Genomic DNA, 24,017 nt, shown 5'->3' on the forward strand with positions numbered 1-24,017 from the left:
GGTGATGAATGTTCAACCCGATTTACCCCTTGATTCAATTTTCGGGCAGGTTGTTCTGTCCGGAATGGATACCGTTGTTGCTGAGAGCGAAGAGGAGTTTTTCCCGGATGAATCAGGCAAGGCAAAACTCGGGCAACTGGTTGCCGAAGCGGTACGTCAGGTTACCGAGGCGGACCTGGTTGTTCTGCCTTACTGGGTGATAGAACAGGGTCTGGAAAAAGGGGGTTTGAGCCGGCGTCAGCTTTACAATGTTGTGCCTTACCAGGAGCGGTTGCGGGTGGTAACTCTACCGGAAAGTGTACTGGCGATGGTTCTTACCCCGGCAGAGATGGATACAAACCTGCCTGCGCCTTTTGTTGCTGGTGCGGACCTGTTTGTGCGGGGCGATACGCTAAAAGTAAACCGCATTGCCGATGTTGCCCAATTCCGGCTCCGGGACCGGCGCAAAGGAGTCTATAAAGTTGTTACCACCGAAACCTGGCTGGAACGAACGGGTGTAAAGGAGAAGGGAAAGATTTTTTCCGAAAACCTTACCACAGTCTGGCTCAAATTTGTTGAACAGAAGGGGCGATTAAGTTCGGTGCCGGGACCAAGGTTTTATCCGGCAACAGCGAAACAGACAGTTAGGGTCAGCAGAACCGGTTTAATTGACATCAACAGCGCCAGTGTGGAGGAGTTGTGCGAACTGCCCGGGATTGGTCCGAAAACCGCGCAACGGATAGTTGAGTATCGGGAGCGGTACGGCAAGTTTAAGTCGGTGGAAGAGATAATGAATGTCCGGGGTATCGGTCCTAAGAAGTACGAACAGATTAAAGGTTTGATTACCGTCCGCTAATAGGTGCGGGCGTAATAAATCAAGGTTTTCGTTTCCTTGCCGCAAACGATGCAGCGACCCGGGCTGTTCTGTTCATTTAGGGGCATATTTCGGGGGGTCGTCTTTGTTTCGTCAATGATGCGGTTTTCGCACTCCTGAGACCCGCACCAGTGAACCTTGACATAACCGGGCTTCTGGGCAAGGTTGGTTTTGAACTGTTCAAGGGTTTCGGCGGTACTGGTAACACTTGCCACCCACTCCCGGGCACGCTCGAGCATCCCCTTTTGAATCTGCTCCAGGCTTTCTTTTACCGCACGGTCAATCTGTTCAACCGGCACGACCGTTTTTTCTTTTCCATCCCGGGGCACAAGCACCGCCTGACCCGCTTTTACATCCCTTGGTCCCACTTCGATTCGCAATGGCACCCCGCGCATTTCGTACTCGTTGAACTTCCAGCCCGGAGTGAACTGGATTCTATCGTCCAGTTTCACTCGAAATCCGGTAAGCCGGTCGCGAATCGTCGAGCAAACCTTTATAACCGCTTCGTCGTCTTTGCCATAAAGAATTGGAACGATAACCACCTGATAAGGTGCAACTCTGGGCGGCAGAAACAGCCCCCGGTCATCACCATGGGTCATAATCACCGCGCCAATCAGCCGGCTGGAAACTCCCCAGGAGGTACCCCACGGGTGCTTCTCGGTGTTGTCTTCGTCCAGATAGCGGATGTCAAAGGCGCGGGTGAAGTTCTGGCCAAGGTTATGAGATGTGCCTGCCTGCAGCGCCTGGCCATCGGGCATCAGCGCCTCGATTGAATAGGTGGCGATGGCACCGGGAAACTTCTCGCTTTCCGGTTTCATTCCGGCAATCACCGGTACCGCGAGGTCGTTTTCCACAAAGTCAACATAGATGTTTAAAATCCGTAGCGTCTCCTCCTGAGCCTCTTCCGGGGTGCGATGCAGTGTGTGGCCCTCCTGCCAGAGAAACTCAAGGGTACGCAAAAATAGTCGGGTGGTCTTTTCCCAGCGGAAGATGTTGCACCACTGGTTAATCAAAACCGGCAGGTCGCGGTAACTCTTCACCCAGCGGGCATACATCCAGTTGATAATCGCCTCGCTCGTAGGACGAAGGGCAAGCGGTTCGGTTAAATCGGAGTCACCGCCCTTTGTCACCCAGGCAACCTGGGGCGAAAACCCCTTCACATGCTCCGCCTCTTTTTTTAAGAAACTTTCCGGAATCAGCGTTGGAAAATAGGCGTTCATATGGCCCGTTGCCTTAAACCGGGCATCAAGCAGGGCTTGCATATTCTCCCAGAGCGCATAGCCATAAGGTCTGATAACCATACAGCCCCGCACCGGCGCGTAATCTGCCAGTTCTGCCCGCAACACAACCGCGGTGTACCACTCAGAAAAGTTACCCGACTTGGGCGGGATTTCCTTTACAATGCCTTCTTCTTTCATAACGGCTTATGGTAGCGAGCCGAAAAAAAGAGTCAAGAAAGGTTGTGGTGCGCTAAGTCAATGTGTCAGTGCCCTGCCCAGATAGTAGGGCCAGATAATCAAAGCGAGGACACCTTTCCAGAAAAACGGTAAATGGAGATAGCCAATGGTAAATAGCCAGCCAATAAACCAGAGCGTACCGGCTAAAGACTCTCCATGCCATTTGTGGACTATTTTCACCTTTTCCTCCTGCCCTGTGGTTTCAGACATTGCCCATCCTCTCCGAGTTGTTCGGAAGTAACTGATTTGAAAGAAGTAGCGGGGGCTGGATTCGAACCAGCGACCTTGAGGTTATGAGCCTCACGAGCTACCAGGCTGCTCCACCCCGCAGTTACTTAATTATAATACTGAACTATAACAAATGTCAACAATTAACCAGTTAGAGTCAGGATACAAAACCGGTAATGGTTTATGGGATTCGGGTTTCAATATGGCTTTATAATCTTAAACTGGCAGCAAAACTGTTAATACAGATGGCGGCAAAGATGTCAGGAGTGTTAGGAGATGGAGGGATTACTCTTCAAGGTGGGATGACTGATTGAGTTTTGGGTATAAGTTTATAGATTATCAATAAGATAGAACCGAATGGTGCTATTCCAGCCTATGTGCAAATAGACCTCAGCGCTACCACGGTATGTATTAGAAAAGGGGTGATAAAGGCTATCCCGGGAACTGTATGGGGGCTAGGGAGGGGCAGGTTTTTGGCACTTTTTCTCGGTTTTCCGTATTTATAAAATATGATAGTTGCTTGGTATTTTGTTTGTAGCCAAAAGATTGTTACCGGTAATAAAGGAATATGGGATGTGTCCAGCAAAATCAGCCATGGTTAATTGTCTTCTGTGCCCGTAAAGCCCGGTCAACATTTTCAATCACCTGAATAAGTAAAGCCCGGGCATTCTTAAAATCTGGATTATTCAGTGCCTCGACAACAAGGTTTAATGTCCTTTCAGTTTTAATCTTACCTAACGCCTCTACCGCAGCCTTGCGTACATACTTACGCGTGTCCTTGAGCATAGCAATCAGGGGTTCTATCGCAGTCTCAGAGCCAATCTTACCTAACTCCTCTACCGCAGCCCAGCGTACATACTTATGCGTGTCCTTGAGCATAGCAATCAGGGGTTCTATCGCAGTCTCAGAGCCAATCTTACCTAACGCTCTTACCGCAGCCCCGCGCACAAACTCATTCGTGTCCTTGAGCATAGCAATCAGGGGTTCTATCGCAGTCTCAGAGCCAATTTCGCCTAACGCCTCTACCGCAGCCTCGCGTACATCCTCATCCGTGTCTTTGAGCATAGCAATCAGGGGTTCTATCGCAGTCTCAGAGCCAATCTTACCTAACGCTCTTACCGCAGCCCCGCGCACATCCCAATTCCAACTTTCGAGCAGAGCAATCAACCTTTTTTCTGCCTCATCTTTGCCCCAGGCGATAAGAATGTCAATTGCTTTGACATAATTTGTGTTGAAAAGATTATCAATCTTCCAAAGGAGTTCCTGTTTAACTTCTGGAACATCAATCTTTGCCTCTTTTAGACATAGTGCGGCAAGTTTAAAATGCTCGTAATAAAGAACAAACAATGGTTTGCCTTTCGGATTAAGGATTGCGTTAAGGAGCGCTTTAAGCCTCGGCACATCATCAATGAGACCGGCAAGGAATTTGATTGATTCGGTCCAGTTCGGATGGAAGAGAAATTCTCTTAGTTTGACCACATCATCAGGACGGGAAAAAATTTCAAGTAGTTTTTCTGCGGCAAGAAACTCCTGAAAGGAGCGGTGGCGGAATACCAAAGTTTCATCCCCGGTCTCAATGAACCGCAAAACCCAGTTTAACCGCTCAAGTTCTTGAAGTTTATCGCCAATTAAAGATACACCAACACTTCTTGGAAACTGACCAAGGTGGTTTTTCTTTAAAGTCTCAAACGCCAGTGTTCGCAGGTTGTCAATGGCATATTCCGGTTTTTTGTCAATAATACGGTTGTCTTCCTCACGCTGGCTGAACCGGCGGATAAAGTGGCGATATATATCAGAACGGTTGGCAATCCTGCCCAATCTACCGTCTTTCTGTTGTAGAAGTTCAATGACCATCCTGGCGATAATCGGAATGGCGAGCAGTTTCTTATCCAGTTCTTTTATCTCCGGCGCCTTTAAAAAATTGCCGTAATAACTTTCAAGCCCTTTTTTATCAAACTCCACGAGCCGGATAGGTAAAAAATCACTTAGCGAACTTCGATAAGCCTGCCAGGTTTCCGGCCTGGTGGTCAAAATTATCCGGTTTCTGCCTAATGATACCGATTGGAGACAGCCAATCAGCCCTTCCCGTCTACTTACCTGGTCAAGGGCATCAAAGAGTAAAAGGAGTTGCCCATCTCTCTTTAATTCACCGATAAGCCGGGACAATTGATTTTGCCGGATGTGGTTTTTATCTTTATCCGCCAGAAACCGTTTAAGGATGATTTGGTCAATTGTCGCCTCATTGCAACAGGCACCCTGCTCCGGAGTAAAGAAAACCGGTACCGGTTTACCATCCTGCCAGTTCCGGCAGGCACGGATGAATAACTCCTGCAAAAATGTGGTCTTGCCCATTCCGGAGTCAGCAACAACCGCAACCTTTGACTCCTTCCCGAAAAGGATATCGGCATTTATGTCAACCGACTGATAATGTTCTAACTCTTTTATTTCATCGCCGGGCTGCAATCTCCTGAATTCTCCCTCAGATTCGGGTTTCTTTCGCAATCGCTGGAGGATTGGCTCAACATATTGCCTGCCTTCACCCATCAGTTCCTGTTGTCGTTTGGCAATATTATTTTCGGTGAGTTTGAGATATTGTCTGATGACATATGAGCGTTTATGGGGCGAAATATAATCGTCCAGCCGGCGCAACACTTTAGTTTGGAGATGGGTGGCAAAATCACGGAAATGCCACAGTACCTCGTCGTAAAGGACATCAACAAAGAACTTTATCCCTTCTTGTTGTTTTTTCTTAATCTCTGGAGAAAAACCCTTTTGGTTTGCCCATATTTGGTCGAGTACTTGGAAAAGTCTGTCAAAATTAACCTCATCTGCATTTGGGTTAACAAGTTTCTCCCATAACTCCTGTTTGACCGTTTTATTCAAAAGAAAACTTTCATCAATTGCGCCAGGTCCCTCTATAGCAAATTCGGAGGCTTCAAGTGCTTCAAGCGCCCTCTCAAGTGCCTTGGTGAAACTTTTCCGGTTTTGCTGGTCCCTGAGAAATTCACCAATAAAGGTGTCGACGCCCAGAGCGGATAACTCTTGAACTATGGTCGAAGCTATAGGTGTCAACAACACGGATTATAGAAAACAGTTTTATACAGGTCAAAAAAAGTAAAGCAGAGGTAGTGAATAATGTTCCACCCTTATCTCGAATAAGACCAGGTGCTAAACATAATTGTAGCAGGGTATCAAAAAGGAAGAATATGGGATGGGTCCGGAAAATACACCAAAGGTTTGACAATCCATTCTGCCTGCCCTAAGATAGATGTGTAAGATAGGTAGTGAGTAGATTCGGGCGGTTGGTTTATGAGTGAGGTAAATCGGCTGTTAAATACAAGGTGGTTGTGTGGTCTATGCGAGTTTTGCCATATGTAATGCCATCGTTGGACTTATGGGCATTGGCTTCTAATTTCTCCAGCGCCGCCATAATCGTTTTGCATTCTGGCTGATGATGAGTTCAGGCATATTACTCACAATTCCCCTTATACATTACCTGATAGGTTTGTTGTTGTATAAGATGGGTCATCCATTATGGAGTAGTGGGCGATGAATGTGACAGCTGTGTTGGCGCAGTTCTTCAGATTTGCACAATGGGTAGCATATTTGTTGCTTGTTTCTTGTATGCTGGATTTGGTGTTCAAAGAGCGCTCCCAGCGCGGGCAGGAGACGGCCATTTTCCAACCGCATGGCGTTTATTATGGCAGAAGTGCCTTTGACACACCACCGGAGAAGGGCAATTTGTTCGAAGAGGCTAAAAACGGGAGGGAAAATTGAGATGTGTTGGCTTCAACTGGAACTTCAACAACTACCGAACCGTCCGCCGCCCTTCCGACATTGAGCAGGAACTGCAACGGGAGGGTTCTGAGTAACAGGTTTTCAGGTTCGGGCAAGAAAAAGTTTATTAAATGCTGAGCAGTTTGGGCTATTGACAATTTCGTATTTTGGTGTTATACTGGCTCAGATGGGGAGGTAGCAGGAAAAGGGAAGGACGGCTTATTGTAGAATAGAGGGGGAGTGCTTCAAATCAGAGCGAAGAGGAGGTTCTATGAAGCAGGGTTCTGTGGTCCTCGTTGCCGGTGTAGTGTTTGCCAGTCTGGTCGTCTCGCAACCGTTACCGGTTCGGATATACGGCGATAGTCTGGATGAAAGGGCGACAGCGCTGGTTCAGGCGGTTGAACCTGATGGTTTCTGTCTTGCGGGCTGGACAAAGAGTTATGGTCCGGGCTGTCCAGTTTTTTCCAATGTCTTGCTGTTGAAAACCGACCAGGATGGTACACCGGTCTGGGCGCGGATTTCGATCGGACGGAGTGATGATGAAGCCTATTCAATGGTAAGAACACACGATAACAGTTATGCGTTGTGCGGTTTCACCCTGAGTTATGGGATAGGTGCGCCTAATGCTAACATCTTTGTTGCCAAATTCAGTTCCAATGGCAATATGTTGTGGGGTCGAGTATTCGGTGGTTGGGATGATGATATCCCTTATTCAATTATTGAGACCGCTGACCATGGTTTTGCCCTTTGCGGTTTGACGCACAGTTTTGGTCCGGCGCCATACCCGAATATGTTTCTGTTGCGCCTTGATTCGCTGGGCAGAGTAAGCTGGTTCAGGGTTTACTGGATGAGGCCTAACCATATGGAGGATGAAAGTTACTCAATTGTTCAAACCCGGGACAGTGGTTTTGCAATCTGTGGTCGAGCCAAGGCAACGCAACCGAATCAGTTTGACGCCTTGCTAATGAAAACCGATGGTTCAGGCAATCCCCAATGGCTCTGGATTGCACCGGGTGAAACAATTGATGAGGCGTATTCGGTGGCGATTGATTTTAACGGCGATATACTTACCGCTGGCTGGACTAAAAGCTTTGTTACTCAGCCTGTTGACCCGGCAAATCTGTTTGTTACCAAATTTAATCCGGCAGGAGGTTTCATCTGGTCGTTCAGTTACGGCTGGACAAACGGAGCAGAAAAGGTTCTTGACGACCGTTCACTGGTGCCAACACCCGATAGCGGTTGTGTTGTGTGCGGACCCACGACCAGTGTTGGTCCGGGTGTCCCGAACGCAAATTTCCTTCTTATGAAACTGGGTTTTAATGGCAACATTGTCTGGGCGCGGTCCCATCCCAGCCCCTATGACCCTGGTTTGAATGATGATGTGCCTTTGCCAATGGTTCGGCTCAACTGGGGCGGTTATGCGATTGCCGGATACTCAAACAGTTACCAGCATCTCATCACCGGGGAAAATTTTATACTTTCTACATTTGACCAGAATGGGATGCGACCGATTTGTGTTGAGACGCAAGAGCCAGAATTTATGCCGGTAGCCTGGATTCAATGGGAAGTTTCCGACTCCTTATATCGTCCGGAAGAAGATTCGATTCTCTTTACTGCGGTGGATGTCAGGTATGATTCGGTCTGTTATGATACCAGCGGCGTGGGTCTGAAACAGGGCAATTTGCCCGTACCGACTCCGACTGCGGAACTGAAGATTATGGGAAGAGCGCTGATATTAAAACTTGGGCAGACGATGCCGGTTGATATTCAACTTTATACTTCAGATGGCAGGTGGTTTAATGAACTGGTACGAGGCGAATTTTCACCGGGCTCGTATCGGCTGGCTCTACCCAATAAAGGTGCGGCAGGCGTTTACATTGTGCGAGCGGCGCTTGGCAATGAACGGCGGACCGGAAAGGTTGTGCGGTATTGATTGGGCAAAACACCGGGATGCGCGGCATCAAACGCTAATTTACTTCCATAACTTTTCAGTTTAGGAGGCAAATTTAGGGTTGACCACTTCATAATATCGATTATAATACAGACACAAAAGGAGGTGTTTGTGAAGGCGTTATGGGTTTGCCTGTTTGGGGTGCTTGTCACCCCGGTGTTTGCTCAGTATGAGTTCGGTTGCATCTGTTCAACCGATGTGCCTTATGCGACCGGACCAAATAACAGCCATAAACTCGCCTTCCGCTCCGAGTTGCTCAACCCGGAAAGCGACACCGTTACTCTGATTTTCCAATCGGCAGAAAGTATTTACATCGCAACCTCCGGTAATGGCAGTTCACCCTGGTCAAGACCGCAGGCGCTTTATCCCGGACAGAATCCCGGAGTAACCTGGGGAAGAAGTGGTCACCGGCATCTGGTCTGGGAGATGGTGGATACTGCATCAGGTGTGCGGAACATATTTTACCGAAACCTTGAGTACCGGATGACACCTTTAAATGTCAGCCAGAGTTCAGTTGCCTGTTCTCATCCCGATGTTTACGGCGATTCTACAGGTGTGGCGCATATTGTATGGGAAGAAGGTGGAGAAATCTGGTATCGTCGGGCAAATCAGAATGGTGTCATTGGCGACCGATTCTGTGTATCCGGGAATGCAGGCGATGTTTGTGACCTGCCCGCGATTGAGGAGTTCAGCGATGGATTAGCTGTGGTATGGGAGAAGTTTGATGCGCAAAGGGGCCGGTACCGGATCATGCAACGCCGGCAGGTTAATGGTGTGTGGCAGCCAGAACAGTTTTTAATGGAGGCTTATTGGCCGCTACACCATCCTTCGGTTGATTTTAGTGTCGGTGGTGAGTCGTTTTCTGCGGGCTGGGATATGGATGCCGGCGGTAATCTTGAAGTCCATTTTCACGATGGTAACGGTGGTGGTTATTCGACCCCGGGCAGTTCAACCGCACCGGTGCTTTCAACTGTCGGGACGGTGTGGTCCTATCTTTTCTGGGAGGAGGATTCAGCGGGCAGAAAGGATATTTTCACCCATTTTTACTACTTTATGAGCGGCTGGACCAGAAATTCGGTGCGTCGTATTTTTTCTATTGCGGAGCCGATATTTTCACCTAACTGTTTGGGTGCGCTTCTGGTCTGGACTCAGGGCGATGCTCCGCCTTACAAGGTGATGTGGGGATTTTTCGGGTATCCGATTGGGGTTGAAGAGCGAACGACAACAAACACCAGACCGGTATTGCAGACTCCAACAGTTGTCCGAAATGTGATTTTCCTTCCGGCGGCGAATTCCGGACAGGTGCTGGGCGGTTTGTTTGACCGCAGCGGTAAAAAGGTTATGGACCTTAAAGCGGGTGCTAATGATGTTGCTCATTTGAGTCCGGGCGTGTATTTTGTGCATCCGGCATTGGGGCAGGAAGCGGGCAAGGTAATTATCACAAAGTAGATAGAGAAGCGTAAAGGTAGATAATTAGCTACTGTTTTGTTTCTTATTGACGGCGGTTAATCCCGGCGCGTAAAAGTTCGGCAATTTTCTGAGCGCCATTGATGGGGTATTTACCCCACCCGTTTTGTGCCATTTGCCGAAGTTTACCCTGAGCGCGTAGGGTTAGCAGATAAGAGCCGAACTTTTCCGGGTGTTCAAGAGGCAGGCAGACACCCTGGTTTTTGGCAAATTCAAAGTTCAACGGGGCGAATGGTCCAATGTGGGGCAAAATTGCAAACATCGGTATGCCCAAGCCTAATGCCCAGTTGGTCCGTTCGTGGGTTGCGGCAACAAACAGGTCAATTTGAGGTAGAATGCGGGCGGTGGCGGTTGTCTCTTCGGAATAAGAGGAAAAGGCATAGACCGGACAGTTGAGTTTTCCTTTGAGCCAGTTGGCGGTTTGGTAATCAACACCGCAGAAAATAAAGGGGTGAAGTCCGGAGTTAAGAACCGAACGGGCAGCGATGAGGATGGTGTGGATATGGGGTTTTGGTGAGGCGCCGGAGAGGAAAAAACCCATGTTAAGAGGTTCGTTTGAGGCGATACGCTGGAGGCGCGATTGAAAATCGGCATTGGCATCTTTTAAGAGTTCGGGTTCAATTACCAGCCCGGTGACGCGCAGAACATCGGGACTAACACCACAGGTGATGAGTTGTTCTGCGGTTTCTTGCAGAGGGACAAAAATTGACCGGGCAGCAGGAATGGCACAGACCGGTGGCGCAGCAATCTCGCCGTGCAGGTAGGCAACAGGGCAGAATGGCGCGAGGATGTGGCAAATAAGCGGATGGTCGGCGAGGACAACTTTTCCCTCTTTTTTCAGCCGGTTTAATACGGGTGATTCGAGAAGACGCAGGATGAACCGGTTCGGTTTTTTCTCGCCCCGCAAGCGGTTGTAAAGAGTGGTCCAGATGCCGCCGCGACCGCCAAGCCGATATAACGAGCGGGCAATTTGCCATCCTATGCCTGAAACCTGAACAAGAGGAACATCGGGCAGATAGGAAAGTACCGAGTTGAGGTACTGGGAATGGCCCCGACCAATGCCAGCGGTTACGGCAACGAGTTGAGTCATAGAAACAGGATATTGAAAAGTTTATATATGGTCAAAGTGTTATATGGACAGGTAGGTTTTTTTCAGTAATAATAGCGGTCTAATGTGGTTTGGTGATTTTGACCTGTCCGACGAGGAAGCAAAACCCCGAGGCCGTGCGGTAGAGTATCTGCGCCGGCTCTGGCCCTTTTTCTCTCCTTATCGGGGTCGGATAATCGGTTCCGGAATTTTGCTATTGGTTGCCAGTGGACTGGGGCTAATTGGCCCGATTCTGTTCAGGCGAGCAATTGATGTCAATCTGAGTCAGGGTGATTTTAAGGGACTGGCACTGACTTCGGTTTTATATCTTGTAACACAGGTGGCGATACTTTTTGCCACCTATTTTCAAATGGTGTGGCTTGCGTATGTTGGAGAAAGAGGTGCGGCTAATTTAAAGGAAAGGCTTTTTGAGCACATCCTTAAATTACCGATGCGGTTTTTTGACCGGATGCCGAGCGGTAAGTTGATTTCCCGGGTGGAGAGCGATACTGAGGCGCTGAAGATGCTTTTTACCAGAACTTCAGTAATGATGGTGCAGAGCTTCTTGATGGTGTTGGGGATGAGTGTGGTGATGGCGGTGATTGATTGGCGTTTGTTTCTTTTGATTGCGGCACTGTTACCTCCTTTTGTCATTGCGTTCTGGTTGTTTCAAAAGAAGGTAAGACCGGTTTATATCAGTGTGCGCCGGACGGTCGCCGATATCAACAATTTAGTTCTTGAGACTTTAAAGGGGTTGCCGGTGGTTCAGGTTTTCGGTCAGGAGCGGCGGTTTGCCCAAAAGATGGACGATTTAAATCGGCTTAAATTCCGCCAGGAGTTACGGGCGCAGTGGCTCTGGTATCTGGTGTGGTTTCTGGTTGATTTTGGCGAGGTGGCGGGGATTGTGCTGGTGTTAAGTGTCGGGGGGATTTGGGCGCTCAAAGGTGGATTGACGCTCGGGACGCTGGTGCTTTTTGTTTCTTACATCAGCCGGTTGTTTGCCCCTTTGCGTTCGATATCGGACCAGATTAATTTGATGCAAAGGGCATTTGCTTCTGCGGAACGGACAATTGAAGTTCTTGACCAGGAACTGGAACCGAAAGGAAAGGTCCAGGATGTTTTGCATTTAAGAGAAGGGGTAGTTTTTGAGCGGGTGAGTTTTGCCTATGATGAGGAGCCGGTGTTGAAGGATATCAACCTGAAGATTCGGAAAGGGGAGAAGGTGGCACTGGTTGGTGAAACGGGTGGCGGTAAAACATCGATTGTCAACCTGCTCTTAAAGTTTTATGTGCCGCAAACGGGCCGAATAACCTTTGACGGAGTTGACCTGAATGAGATTGACAATTGGACACTACGCCGCTCGATAGGGTTTGTGCCGCAGGAGGTGATAGTGTTTCCGGGTACAGTGCTGGACAATCTGCGGATGTTTGACGAAACGATACCGGCGGAGCAGGTTAAAAAGGCGGCGGCACGGGTACGCATCGATGAGGTTATTAAGCGGTTTCCCAATGGTTACGATACGGTGCTTGCCGAAGGCGGGATAAACTTTTCGCTGGGTGAAAGACAGCTTTTAGCATTTGCGCGGGCACTGGTGCGGGACCCAGAACTTTTGATTCTCGATGAGGCGACATCGTCGGTTGACCCGCAAACCGAAGCGTTGATTCAGGAGGGGTTGCGGGAACTGCTCGCGGGCCGGACCGCGATTATTGTTGCACACCGGTTGGTAACGGTGCAGATGGCGGACCGTATCGTCGTTGTTCACCGGGGGCAAATTGCGGAGGAGGGCAAGCATGAGGAGCTACTGGCGCGGGGCGGGGTTTATTCCCGGCTTTACCGGTTGCAGTTCATTGTTGAGGAGGGTTAGAGGATGGCGCAGCGGCCCAAAAGCGGATTAAGGGTGGTGTTTGACTTCTGGCGCCGGCACAAACTGCTGATACTGGCGCTGGTTTTTACCACCGTACTGGGTGCAGCGGCTGGCGTGGCATTTCCCTACATACTGCGTTTGATCATTGACGGGATTAAACAGGAGATTACGAGTGGGAAACTGCTTCATTACTGTGTGCTGTTGGTTTCGTTCGGTGTGTTGCGTGCGGCACTTGACGGGTTCTTACCGTTTCTCCGGGGTAGAACCAATGAACTGTTTGCCTGGGAGTTTCGCAGCCGGGTATTTCGGGAAATCATTGCCCGGGGCTATCGATTCACCAGCCGGTTTCCTTCGGGGGATGTAATGGAACGGCTGGACCACGACATGCAGGAACTTTCCTGGTTTGCCTGCTCGGGGATATTTCGATTCCTCGCCGCATTCCTTTTGGCGCTGTTTACGGTCGTGATGATGATAAAGATGAATTTACTGTTGACGGTTTTAACGGTAATGCCGGCGAGTCTTGCGGTTATCGGCTGGATGAAGATGGGACCCCAAATATACACCTGGTTTATGAAGTGGCGCGAGAAGATTGCGGAGATAAACAATCAATTACAGGCGGCGTTTTCCGGTATCCGTCTCGTCAAGGCGTTTGTAATAGAGAAACAGCTGGGTAAAAAGTTTAATCAAGCGCTGGCAGAAAGGGTCGGGGTTGCGGTCCAGGAGGCAAAGGCAGAGGCAAGGGTTCAGGCGGCTTATATGGCGATTGCCGAAATTGCGCTGTTGATGGTGCTGTGGGCAGGCGGTATTTTTGTAATTCGTCAGCGGATAACCTTAGGAGAGTTTGTTGCTTTTAATGCCTACCTCTTGATGCTGCTGGGTCCGATGTTTGATATCGGCAATCTATTTGTGTCCGGGCGAAGGGCAGCGGGTGCGGGTGAGCGAATCGTTGGTCTGATTGAAGCGGAGCCCGAGGTGGCGATGCGTTCAGGAGTTAAGATGCCGGAACCGGGCGAGTTGAAACTGGAGCGGGTCAGTTTCAATTATGACAACAAGCCGGTGCTCAAAGATGTGACGATGGTGTTTCCGCCCGGTAAGAAACTGGGAATTGCCGGCACGGTTGGTTCGGGCAAAAGCACGGTGCTGTATTTATTGATGCGGCTGATTGACCCTACCCGGGGCAGTGTCCTTTTGAATGGCAAGGATATTAGGGAGTACAATTTTGAGGAGTATCGAAGGCTTTTCGGTTATGCCCCTCAGGAACCGACCCTTTTTTCCGACACATTGAAGAACAACATTCGGTTCGGGCGTGAGGTCAGTGATGAGGAGTTGCGTCAGGTGGTGGCGATGGCACAGTTGACCGATGTTGTGGCGGAGTTGCCCCGGGGTATTGATGAAATGCTGGGTGAGAGAGGCAGCGGTCTTTCCGGCGGACAGAAGGCGCGGGTTGCCATTGCCCGGGCGCTGGTCAATATGCCGCCAATTCTGGTACTGGACGATGTTACGGCAGCGCTGGATGCTGACACCGAGCGGGAGTTGCTCCAGCGGCTGTTTGAAGCGGTTAAGGACCGGACTTTGATTGTTGTATCGCATCGGCTGGCGGTGCTTGCGGCTTGCGATTACATCTATATGCTGGACCAGGGTGAGGTGAAAGAGGCGGGCAAGCACGATGAACTGCTGATGCGCAGAGGGCTTTACTGGCGGATTTATCAGCGTCAGTTGATTACCGAGGAACTGGAAAAAATTTAAGTTTAAATCCGGGAGTGGCTGAAAAACTCTTTTTTCAACCTTTCCATCAATTCCGGTCTCCGGTCGTAGAGGCGACGGAGTTTGCGCGGTTTGTGTTTGGCAAGGGCGTAGGCGGTTAAAAGCGGCAGGGCAACCGTACTATCAAGGTAGCAGACAACCGCATCCGGTAACCGGTTCGGGTCAACCTTTCCCCAGGATACCGCTTCGTGGGGTGTGGCGCCGGAAAGTCCGCCGGTGTCAGGCCGAGCATCGGTGAACTGGATAAAGTAGTCCTGACCGACATCGCGTAGCATCAGAATCTCCTGAATCTGGGGTTCGGTTTGAAGCATAAAGTTCTTGGGCGAGCCCCCTCCAATTAAAAGGACACCGGATTCACCGCCCGAGCGTTTGGCGTAAAGTACATAAGAGGTGGTTTCATTGACATCGATTGAAGGGTTGATGCGCAACTTTAAACCTTTCAGTTCCAGACCGGCGATGTTCATTCCGATTGTAGAGTCACCGGGCGAACTGGTGTGGATGGGCACACCACAGCGGTAAGCCGCAGCAAGGACACTGACATCCTTGTTGCCGGTCTTTTCCTCCCATTCGGCGGCGTATCTCCCCAGAAGGTAGTAGAACTCAGCGGTACCCATCTCCTTTTGAAATTCGGGCTGAACCAGAATCCCGCGCAGAATTTCATCGGTGGCGCACAAACAGTCGGTGTACCCTAAGAAGATGTCGTAAATTCTCACCACATCGTTTTTTCGCAAATCGGCGTCGTTGACCGCAGGTGAACCGACATAAAGCGGAAAGTTGAAGGCGAAATGGAGGTCGTGATACATATTGGCGCCGGTGGCAACAATCCAGTCAACAAAACCGGCTTTAATCAATGGTATGATGCAGGATGGTCCTAAACCGGCAGGGGTCAGGGCACCAGCAAGCGACATTCCGACAATGGTTTTCGGACCAAGCATCTTTTTGGTAAAAAGTTCGCAAGCCTGCCGTAATCGGGCCGAGTTGTAGGCAAGGAAAGTCTCGTCAATCAGGTCGGTCAGTTTCTCTTTGCCGGTGATGGCAGGGGGAAGGATGCGTTTGCCCGAAAGATAGAGCTTTTTGTGGGGGCAGCGCCTTTTGCGCAGCCAGTCGGGCAATTCACTCAGGTTTTCCCGAAACCGGTAATTTTTCTTCATACTACCTCCTCAGGGTACAACGACAGTCTTTGCCGGCGGAATGCCGTTGAAACTGGTGGCGTGGGTTATTGAGTAGGCGCCGATATTGCGGGCGAATACCAGATCACCCAGTTCCAGTTCGGGTAGTTCTTCTGCCGGCGAGATGATGTCAAGGGAGTCGCAAGTTGGTCCGGCGAGTGTGGTCAGCTGGGTCGGTCCTTTCTTCAGGGCTTCAAACTGGTATTTGCAGTGGTCAAAAATTGTTCCGGAGAGAGCACCGTAAACCCCGTCGTCAAGATAGTACCAGTGTTTGTTGTTGCGAATCGACTTGCCAATAACCGACATCACGAGAATGCCCGCCGGTCCGATGAGCACCCGTCCTGGTTCAGCGATGATGCGGATTTCCGGGTCAAACAGTCGCGCCAGTTCCATATTAAGCGCCGGAGCCATTTCAGCAAACCAGTCTTCATCGGAGTCAAAATGACGGATGGGGAAGCCGCCGCCGATGTCAATGATTGTTAATTTGAGCCCCTTTTTGTCGGCTTCGCTGAGAATCATTTTAGCAAGTTCCAGGGCTTCAAGGTAGTTGTTACCGTAGGTGCACTGGGAACCGACATGGAAGGCGATGCCCACCGGTTCCAGTCCCAGTTTGCGCGCCTTGAGCAGATAGGGAACGGCATCGGTAATCTCAGCCCCGAACTTGAGCGACAGTTCCACAACCGAGCCGACATTAGGGACCTTGATGCGGACAAGGACCCGGGCACGCGGCGCATAGCGGGCGATTTTGGCGAGTTCGTATTCGGAGTCGAAGGTCATCAGATTTACCCCGCGGCGCCGGGCGAACTGAATTGCTTCGGTGCGTTTTATCGTGTTGGCGAAAATCAGTTTTTCCGGTTTCACGCCCGCGGCAAGGACGAGTTCAATTTCAGGTTCGGATGCGACATCAAAGCCACAGCCGTGCTGGGCAAGGAGTTTTATCACTTCGGGGGTGGGGTTTGCTTTTACCGCATAAAACGGTTCAACTCGGGGCAGGAGTTTGCGGAAACGATTGAGCTGGGCAAGGAGCAGGGTGCGACTGATGATGAAGAGCGGTGTGCCATGTTTTTTTGCAAGTCCGGGCAGGGCGGTCCGGAGTTTCTTGATGTAGGTTTTGGTGTTGTTACTGAATTTATTCACGCCACAATTATTGTTGATTCATTTCCTCAGTCAAGAATGGTCATTTTCGAGTGTTAATACCGCGGCACCGGGTAACAGGCTTTTTTTAACCGCAATCAGCGCTTCGTTTGCCTGATGCAGGGAAAAGGTGGTGACCGTTGTTTTTAACGGAACTTCGGCAGCGAGGCGGAGCAGGTCAATGACATCTTGACGGGTGCTGTTGGCAACAGAGCGAATGGTGCGTTCGTGATAGAGGAGTGCGTAGTCAAAGGATGGAATCGGGCTCATATGGATGCCGGCAAGGGTGAGAGTGCCACCTGGTTTGAGATGGGTCAGGGCGATGGGGACAAGTTCACCCGCCGGGGCAAAGATGATATCGGCATCAACTTTAAAGGGCGGTGCTTCCTGCGCGGTGCCGACCCAGTCCGCGCCTAACTGCCGGGCGTGTTCTTGATGAAGCGGGGCGCGGGTGAAGACCGCCGTGGTGCAACCCCAGTATTTGAGAATTTGCAGGCAGATGTGCGCCGAGGCACCAAATCCGTAAAGGGCGAGGGCAAGATGGTTAAGTGAGTTCGGCTCAGGATAGGCGCCGGGCAAAATGTTAAATTGCAGGGCAAGGCGTAAGGCGCGATAGCCAATCACACCGGCACAGAGAAGAGGGGCAGCGGTAACCGGGTTGAGGTTTTCGGGCAGGGGATAGCAGTAGCCCGAACGGACCAGAGTGTATTCGGCATAGCCACCATCGTTGTGAAAGCCGGTGAAGCGGATTTTTTCGCAAAGGTTTTCCCTGCCCTGCCGGCAGTAAGAACATTCACCGCAGGTTGAGGCAAGCCAGGGGATACCAACGGTTGTGCCAATGGGCGGAGAATTAACACCCGGACCGAGTTTGTCAACGATACCGACAATCTCGTGGCCCACGGTTAAAGGGAGTCGGGGTAGTTTCAGGTCACCTTCGATTTCATGGAGGTCGGTGTGGCAGACGCCGCAGGACAAAACACGAACCCGGATTTGACCGGGGTCTGGTTCCGGAATGGGGATGTCAAGCAGTTGCAAAGGCCTGGTTTCAACCGGTGCCTGATGCACGAGCCGCATTGCCCGCATAGAAATTATTAAACTGGAAAATCTGGCGTTGGCAAGGTTTGTTCTAATTGACGGAGCAAGAGAATTAAAATAGATTTATTATATGGAGAAAAAAAGTGTGGTTCTGTTTGCCATCAGTTCGGACCCGGTGGTGTTTGCCCATACATTGCTGAATGCGCTTGATATGAAGGAACGGGGCTGGGAGGTGAAGGTGGTGATTGAGGGTGATGCGACCAAGCAGGTTTCGCTTTTGCGCAATGAGACCAAGCCTTTTGCTAATATCTGGCTGCAGGCAAAGAAGGCGCAGTTGATTGAGGGCGTGTGCCGGGCGTGTGCCCAGAAGAATACGGTGGTGCCAGCGGTTGTGGAATAGGGGCTGAAACTCCTTGACGATATGAACGGTCATCCTGCGATTGCCCGATATATTGAAGCCGGGTGCACGGTACTGGTTTTCTGAAATGGCGCAAACTCTGTTTGATGACCAGGCGGAAAAGTATGACGCCTGGTACGATACCAAAGGAAAACTGGCATTTGAAATTGAACTGGCGGCACTAAAACCTTTACTTGCCGATTTGCCCAAACCCTGGCTTGAGATTGGCGTGGGTAGCGGCAGATTTGCGGAACGGCTGGGAATTGAGACCGGGGTTGACCCTTCAGAAAAATTGCTGGAGTTTGCCCGAAGGCGCGGGGTACAGGTGTTCTGTGCTTACGGGGAAAACTTGCCGTTTGCAGACGGTACGCTGGGCACGGTGTTTCTCTTGACCACCTGGGAGTTTCTTGCCCAACCGCTGGCGGTGTTGAAGGAGATTTATCGGGTGCTGAAGCCGGAAGGCAGACTGGTCAACGGTTATCTTGACCGAAATGGAAAGTGGGGAATGAGTTATATTGAGAAGGCACGGCAGGGGCACCGGTTGTTTAGACATGCCTGGTTCGATGACTATCAAACGGTTGTTGGGTTAACCCGGCAGGCGGGTTTTGAGGTCCTGCGTACCGTTTCTACCCTGTTTCAGGGTCCAGGAGAAACGGTCATTATGGAAGAGCCGCAGGAAGGTTATGTACCCGGAGCCAGTTTTGTTGTGATTGTTGCCCGAAAATTGGCAACTTGAGTTGCGCCGGTTGGGCACAGGGTAACTTACAATATTGTAAAAACTTAATGGATAACCAGAGAAGAGGTTAACGCCAAATGCGCCATGAAGTTTACAGTTTAAGATAGGGGGTTGGTAGAAAGAGTCCCCGGAACGGCCCAGGGGGTTGTATCTTATTGCTAAATAATTGATTTTTTGTTTGTTATACGAGCGTGAATTTTCTTTCAGGCCCGGCTCTAATATTATATGGGTGATGAAATGCGCTTTAGTAGTATCAGAATTCGTGCCCGTTTACTATTTTAGAGTCTTGTCAGCACCATTTTCTCTCTGATTATTTCCGGCTCAGGTCCAGTTCAGCAGCGAATTCAGCCTCTTTGAATTCGAACTCACCCCGGATGCCTTTGTTTTTCAGTTCCTGGTCGTATGCCTTTAAATCTTTGCGCATCACCTTGGCGCTGATGGTTTTGGGAAATTCGCGCATAAATTCGATGGTGCGGGGCCGTTTGTAAGGTGCCATACGCTCGTGGATGAACCGGAAGATTTCGACCGCCATAGCGCGACCCGGCTCAAATCCCGGTTTCAGAACGATGAACGCCTTGGGCACAATGCGCTGGCGCTCGTCAATAGTGGGCACGACCGCGACTTCAAGGACCGCAGGATGCTCCATCAGTTCGCTTTCAACTTCGAATGGACTGATGCGATAGTCAAGGCTCTTAAACACATCGTCGGTTCGGCCAATGAACTGGAAATAACCATCCTGGTCAACGGTTGCCGTGTCACCGGTCAGGTAGTAACCGCCTTTAAACACCTCGGCGTTTTTTGCAGGGTCGCTTAACGCAAAAAGCAGCCCTAACGGTTTGACCGGATATATCTCAACCGCCAGTTGACCGTCTTCGCCCGGTTTTACCGGTTCCAGCAGGTCGTTAACCGGTACGATGTTGTAGCCTGGTGCCACTTTACCAAGCGAACCTTCGCGGATTGGTTCGCCGATGAAGTTCCCAATCATCAGGGTGCTTTCGGTCTGGCCATAGCCTTCGCGTAAATCCAAGCCGAGTTTTTCTTTTACCTGACGCAGGATTTCCGGGTTAAGCGGTTCACCGGCGCTGACCAGCTGGCGGAAAGAGAAGCGAAATGAGGACAGGTCTTCAACCAGAAACAGTTTCCAGACACTCAGGGGCGCGCACAGGGTTGTGACCCGATACTTTTCCATCATTGACAGGACATCTCGGGCGACAAACCGTTTGTAGCGGTAAACGAAGATGGTGGCTTCGGCATTCCAGGGGGCAAAGAAACTGCTCCAGGTGTACTTTGCCCAGCCCGGGGCGCTGATGTTGTAATGGATATCGCCCTTTTTGCACCCAATCCAGTAGGTTGTGGTAAGATGACCTACCGGGTAGTTGTGGGTGTGGACAACAAGTTTGGGTCGGGCGGTGGTGCCGGAGGTGAAAAAGGAGCAGAGTTCGTCGGTGGAATAGGTGATAAAAGGCGGATTAAACTCGGTGCCGAATTTACTAACGGTGGCGAAGTCAATCCAGGAGTCCGGCTGACTGGCGGATGGCGTGCCGACAGAAATTTTAGCGGTGAGCGATGTTACCTTTGCAAACTTGTCCAGATACTCGCGGTGGGCAAAAGCGAACTTAATCCCGGCGCCGGTAACACGGTCAAGGACATCATCGGGCGAGAGGAGTGTGGAAACCGGTATTATTACCCCGCCCGCTTTCATAATTCCGAGAAAAATCTGATGCAGTTCCACCGCATGGTCCATCATCACCAGTACCCGGTCACCCTTTTTCAGTCCGAGGTCAATGAGGAAATTGGCGACCTGATTGCTTCTCTGTCGCATCTCTTCAAAGGAGGCCCGTTTTTCGTTACCGGCTTCGTCGGCATAAATCAGCGCCGTGTTCGGGTTGTCCCGGGCGATGTGGTCAAAGTAGTCCAGCGCCCAGTTGAATTTTACCAGCCTGGGCCAGTAAAACTGCTGCCGGCAGGTGGTATAATCAGGACCGCTTAAAACGAAATCGCGCAACTTTAAAAACTCAATTAGTTCGTTTTTCATTTTATCTCCTTTTTGTGAGTTAAATCAAATATGATAAAAGATATAAATTAGCGGTCAATCTTTTTCTATCAGAAGGCTCAGCGGTTGACTTTGCGTACCGCCGATTCGTGCTCCTGGGGGGTTTTTGAGAAGATGTGGGTGCCATCACCCCGGGAGACAAAGAAGAGGTAGTTGTGCTGAGCAGGAGCGAGGGCGGCTTTCAGTGCCAGTTTTCCCGGGTTACAGATGGGACCGGGTGGTAAGCCTTTATGGAGGTAGGTGTTGTAAGGTGAAGGGGTTTTTAAGTCGTCGAGGCTCAAACGTTCTTTGGGTTTGGGCAGGGTGAATTCAACGGTAGCGCAGGACTGCAGGGGCAGGTTGCGGCGGAGGCGGTTATAGAACACGCCGGCGATTATCGGGAACTCTTCAGGTATTTTTGCCTCTTTTTCGACAATTGATGCGAGGATAATAACCTGAGGTTCTTTTAAGTTAACCCGGGCTTGTTTTTTGAGGTCGGTTAGAACAAGCCGGCACTGACGCACCAGACGGCGAACAATGGAGCGAGGGTCAGAGCCGGTCTGAAATTCGTAAGTTTCAGGGAAGAGATAACCTTCAGCCGAATTGAAGGGAATGTCAAGGGAACGAAGCAGGACGGTGTCGGTGCAGGCGGCAAGAAAACTGTCTGCCGGGCAGATACCATTCTGGGCGAGGAGTTGGGCAATCTTGCTTGATGTGTAGCCTTCGGGAATGGTTACCATTAAGAGGGCAGGGACATCACGAGCCAATGTTTTTAATACGAGTTGAGGGTCGGTGTTGGGAGCAAAACGATACCGTCCGGGCTGGATGCGGGTTTCATAGTTGTTCAGCCAGGCGAGGAAGCGAAAGATGAGAACCGAGTTGATAACCTGCTGTTGCCGCAGACTTTCGGCAATGGCGGTGATGGACATCCCGGGTGTGATAGTAATTTCCTTTTTGGGACCGGTGAAGGCGGGAGGAAGCGTTTCGGTGCAGGTTATTACAAGAAGGATGAGCAGGAGATAAAAAGATGGTGTCGGGAACTTAAATTTACGGCGCATCGTTTACCTTTCGGTTTGATGACCGGTCTGCGCAAGGTAGTTTTCAAGAATAATCGTGGCGGCAATCCGGTCAATAGGAGATGTTGTCTGCCGGCGCCGGGTGGCAGGGGAGCGAAAACGCCGACCCGTTACTTCGGTATAGATTTCCTGCGCGCGATTGGTGGAGAAGCGTTCGTCAAACAGTTCCACCGGCAGGGAAAGGTCTTTACTCAATCTATGGGCAAACTGGCGGATTTTCTCTGAGCGGGTACTGGGTTTACCGGAAAGGCTTAAGGGCAAACCGATGACAATGCGTCCCACATTATTATCAGCGCAGATGCGCTGAAGCGCGCTGATAAGTTGTTCTGGGCTTTTGTGGGAGATGGTTGTCAGGCTCTGGGCGATTGTGCGGGTTTCGTCGGAAATCGCCACGCCGGTGCGGCGTTCACCGAGGTCCAGACAGAGAATACGGAACATTCTATAAAATTTTATAAATGTTATAAGTTGATGTCCAGTGGCGGACTGAGTTGACTTTGAAGGGGTGCTGGATATAGTTTTGCCGATGAGTGGTAATGAGTTTCAACCTTCAACGCCGATAGGTTATGAAGTTCGGATGCAAAAACTTTCCCAGTTGCGGGAAAAGGGTATTTTGCCTTATGCTTACCGGTTTGAGCGAACTCACCTTGCCGCTGAGGTGCTGGAAAATTTTGAGACGCTTCAGGGTAAAGTGGTGAGTGTTGCCGGTCGGCTCTTAACCCGGCGCCGGCACGGTAAAACGCAGTTTGGTCATATCCAGGACCGGAGTGGCAAACTGCAGATTTACCTGCGGCAGGATACACTGGGGCAGGAGGTTTATGAGCAACTGGAACTTCTTGACATCGGGGATGTGCTCGGGCTGCGGGGCGAGGTTTTCAAGACCAAAACCGGTGAAGTGACGGTTCATGTTCAGGAGTGGCAACTGCTTGCCAAGTCACTGCAGCCATTGCCGGAGAAGTTTCATGGGTTACGCGATGTTGAGATACGCTATCGGCAACGGTATCTCGACCTTTTAGTGAACCAGGATTCACGCCGGGTGTTTGAAATCCGGGCAAAGATAATCCACCTTATCCGGCAGTTTCTTGACGAACGGGGCTTCATTGAAGTAGAGACGCCGGTTTTACAGCCAATCTACGGTGGTGCGGCGGCAAGGCCATTTCAAACTTATTACAATGTGCTGGAACAGGAGATGTTTTTAAGAATCTCGGATGAGTTGTATCTGAAACGGTTGGTCGTCGGCGGTTTGGAGCGGGTGTACGAAATCGGCAAGGATTTTCGAAATGAGGGACTGGACCGGTTTCACAATCCGGAATTTACCCAGATGGAACTTTATCAGGCGTACGCCGACTATTACGATATGATGGCACTGGTCGAAGAGCTTTTTAAGTTTTTGGCGCAGGAGTTGTACGGCAGGACCGAGATTGAGTTTGGCGGGCACAAAATTGACTTTGGTAAACCTTGGCGCCGGTTGCGGTTTGTTGAGGCGCTGCAGGAGAAGATTGATGCCAATCCGCTAGAGTTGAGTGATGGGCTATTGACAAAGGTGGCGGCGCGTTTTGGAATTGAAGTTAAACCCGGGACATCACGGGCAAAGTTACTTGATAAGTTGTTCAGTGAGTTGATTCAGGACAGTATTATTGAGCCCACTTTTGTGATGGACCATCCCAAGGAGACAACACCGCTGGCAAAGCCGCATCGGGATGATGGGCGATTGGTGGAGCGGTTTGAACCGGTGGTGTGTGGCATGGAGGTCGGTAACGCCTTCAGTGAATTGAACGACCCGCTGGAACAGCGGCAGCGATTTGAGGAGGCGGTACAGAGGAATGAGGAGTTCGCGACCGTTGACGACGACTACTGTCGTGCCCTCGAATATGGAATGCCGCCGACCGGCGGTTTGGGGATTGGCATTGACCGGCTGGTGATGCTTTTTACCAACCAGGATTCAATTCGCGATGTGATTCTCTTTCCGCAGTTGAAGAAGGAAAAATAACTG

At 50.5% G+C, this 24,017-nt stretch carries 19 protein-coding genes and 1 tRNA gene; 9 read left to right on the top strand and 11 right to left on the bottom strand.

The features are described 5' to 3' along the window. Positions 1-370: 370 nt before the first annotated feature. The gene (locus HPY86_06210; protein NPV14507.1) at positions 371-835 is read left to right on the top strand and encodes a hypothetical protein; all 465 of its coding nucleotides are present in this window, start codon (positions 371-373) and stop codon (positions 833-835) included. Here the strand turns inward: HPY86_06210 and HPY86_06215 are convergent. From HPY86_06215 to HPY86_06230, 4 genes are all read right to left on the bottom strand, one after another. After that, positions 832-2,271: a proline--tRNA ligase gene (locus HPY86_06215; GenBank protein ID NPV14508.1), complete on the bottom strand. Its 1,440-nt coding sequence runs from the start codon at positions 2,269-2,271 to the stop codon at positions 832-834. The two genes, HPY86_06210 and HPY86_06215, sit on opposite strands and share 4 nt — an antisense overlap. Before the next feature lie 57 nt (positions 2,272-2,328). Beyond that, a complete protein-coding gene (locus HPY86_06220; protein NPV14509.1) occupies positions 2,329-2,520 on the bottom strand; it encodes a hypothetical protein in 192 nt (63 codons plus the stop codon). Between the two features lie 46 nt (positions 2,521-2,566). Then, positions 2,567-2,640: transfer RNA gene (locus HPY86_06225), tRNA-Met, on the bottom strand. 486 nt (positions 2,641-3,126) lie between these two features. Then, entirely contained in the window at positions 3,127-5,613 is a 2,487-nt protein-coding gene (locus tag HPY86_06230; protein NPV14510.1) for an NACHT domain-containing protein, read from the bottom strand. 474 nt (positions 5,614-6,087) lie between these two features. On the opposite strand from HPY86_06230, the gene HPY86_06235 reads away from it, so the two are divergent. From HPY86_06235 to HPY86_06245, 3 genes are all read left to right on the top strand, one after another. Beyond that, positions 6,088-6,315, top strand: a complete 228-nt coding sequence (locus HPY86_06235; GenBank protein NPV14511.1) for a hypothetical protein — start codon at positions 6,088-6,090, stop codon at positions 6,313-6,315. A 271-nt stretch (positions 6,316-6,586) separates the two neighbouring features. Next, a complete protein-coding gene (locus HPY86_06240) occupies positions 6,587-8,248 on the top strand; it encodes a hypothetical protein (protein NPV14512.1) in 1,662 nt (553 codons plus the stop codon). A 129-nt stretch (positions 8,249-8,377) separates the two neighbouring features. Further along, positions 8,378-9,715 carry a hypothetical protein gene (locus tag HPY86_06245; protein NPV14513.1) on the top strand — a complete coding sequence of 446 codons (1,338 nt, stop codon included), beginning with the start codon at positions 8,378-8,380 and terminating at the stop codon, positions 9,713-9,715. A gap of 43 nt (positions 9,716-9,758) precedes the next feature. Here the strand turns inward: HPY86_06245 and HPY86_06250 are convergent, their stop codons facing one another. Then, positions 9,759-10,823 (bottom strand): hypothetical protein, encoded by a 1,065-nt coding sequence (locus HPY86_06250; protein NPV14514.1) that lies wholly within the window; start codon positions 10,821-10,823, stop codon positions 9,759-9,761. An 82-nt stretch (positions 10,824-10,905) separates the two neighbouring features. Between HPY86_06250 and HPY86_06255 the strand changes: the two genes are divergently transcribed. Both HPY86_06255 and HPY86_06260 read left to right on the top strand, forming a co-directional pair. Beyond that, positions 10,906-12,684 (top strand): ABC transporter ATP-binding protein, encoded by a 1,779-nt coding sequence (locus HPY86_06255; GenBank protein ID NPV14515.1) that lies wholly within the window; start codon positions 10,906-10,908, stop codon positions 12,682-12,684. Between the two features lie 3 nt (positions 12,685-12,687). Continuing rightward, positions 12,688-14,430, top strand: coding sequence for an ABC transporter ATP-binding protein (locus HPY86_06260; GenBank protein NPV14516.1), 1,743 nt, complete (start codon positions 12,688-12,690; stop codon positions 14,428-14,430). Positions 14,431-14,432: 2 nt separating this feature from the next. On the opposite strand, the gene HPY86_06265 is transcribed toward HPY86_06260, so the two are convergent. From HPY86_06265 to HPY86_06275, 3 genes are all read right to left on the bottom strand, one after another. Then, positions 14,433-15,599, bottom strand: a complete 1,167-nt coding sequence (locus tag HPY86_06265) for a deoxyhypusine synthase (protein NPV14517.1) — start codon at positions 15,597-15,599, stop codon at positions 14,433-14,435. Between the two features lie 9 nt (positions 15,600-15,608). Beyond that, on the bottom strand, positions 15,609-16,700 hold the full coding sequence (locus tag HPY86_06270; protein ID NPV14518.1) for a type III PLP-dependent enzyme: 1,092 nt from the start codon (positions 16,698-16,700) through the stop codon (positions 15,609-15,611). A gap of 84 nt (positions 16,701-16,784) precedes the next feature. Next, positions 16,785-17,834 carry a zinc-dependent alcohol dehydrogenase family protein gene (locus HPY86_06275; protein ID NPV14519.1) on the bottom strand — a complete coding sequence of 350 codons (1,050 nt, stop codon included), beginning with the start codon at positions 17,832-17,834 and terminating at the stop codon, positions 16,785-16,787. Positions 17,835-17,916: 82 nt separating this feature from the next. Between HPY86_06275 and HPY86_06280 the strand changes: the two genes are divergently transcribed. Both HPY86_06280 and HPY86_06285 read left to right on the top strand, forming a co-directional pair. Further along, positions 17,917-18,186, top strand: coding sequence for a cytoplasmic protein (locus tag HPY86_06280; protein NPV14520.1), 270 nt, complete (start codon positions 17,917-17,919; stop codon positions 18,184-18,186). A 52-nt stretch (positions 18,187-18,238) separates the two neighbouring features. Further along, on the top strand, positions 18,239-18,919 hold the full coding sequence (locus tag HPY86_06285; GenBank protein ID NPV14521.1) for a methyltransferase domain-containing protein: 681 nt from the start codon (positions 18,239-18,241) through the stop codon (positions 18,917-18,919). Positions 18,920-19,229: 310 nt separating this feature from the next. Here the strand turns inward: HPY86_06285 and HPY86_06290 are convergent, their stop codons facing one another. From HPY86_06290 to ruvX, 3 genes are all read right to left on the bottom strand, one after another. Then, positions 19,230-20,954, bottom strand: a complete 1,725-nt coding sequence (locus HPY86_06290; GenBank protein ID NPV14522.1) for an AMP-binding protein — start codon at positions 20,952-20,954, stop codon at positions 19,230-19,232. Between the two features lie 77 nt (positions 20,955-21,031). Further along, complete coding sequence (gene mltG / locus HPY86_06295) at positions 21,032-22,009, bottom strand: endolytic transglycosylase MltG (GenBank protein ID NPV14523.1); 978 nt, start codon at positions 22,007-22,009, stop codon at positions 21,032-21,034. A gap of 3 nt (positions 22,010-22,012) precedes the next feature. Further along, a complete protein-coding gene (gene ruvX / locus HPY86_06300; protein ID NPV14524.1) occupies positions 22,013-22,465 on the bottom strand; it encodes a Holliday junction resolvase RuvX in 453 nt (150 codons plus the stop codon). 85 nt (positions 22,466-22,550) lie between these two features. On the opposite strand from ruvX, the gene lysS reads away from it, so the two are divergent. Then, the gene (gene lysS / locus HPY86_06305; GenBank protein NPV14525.1) at positions 22,551-24,014 is read left to right on the top strand and encodes a lysine--tRNA ligase; all 1,464 of its coding nucleotides are present in this window, start codon (positions 22,551-22,553) and stop codon (positions 24,012-24,014) included. The last annotated feature ends 3 nt before the right edge of the window (positions 24,015-24,017 follow it).

This window comes from candidate division WOR-3 bacterium (genome assembly GCA_013177935.1).
Classification (GTDB): domain Bacteria; phylum Hydrothermota; class Tepidihabitantia; order Tepidihabitantales; family Tepidihabitantaceae; genus Tepidihabitans.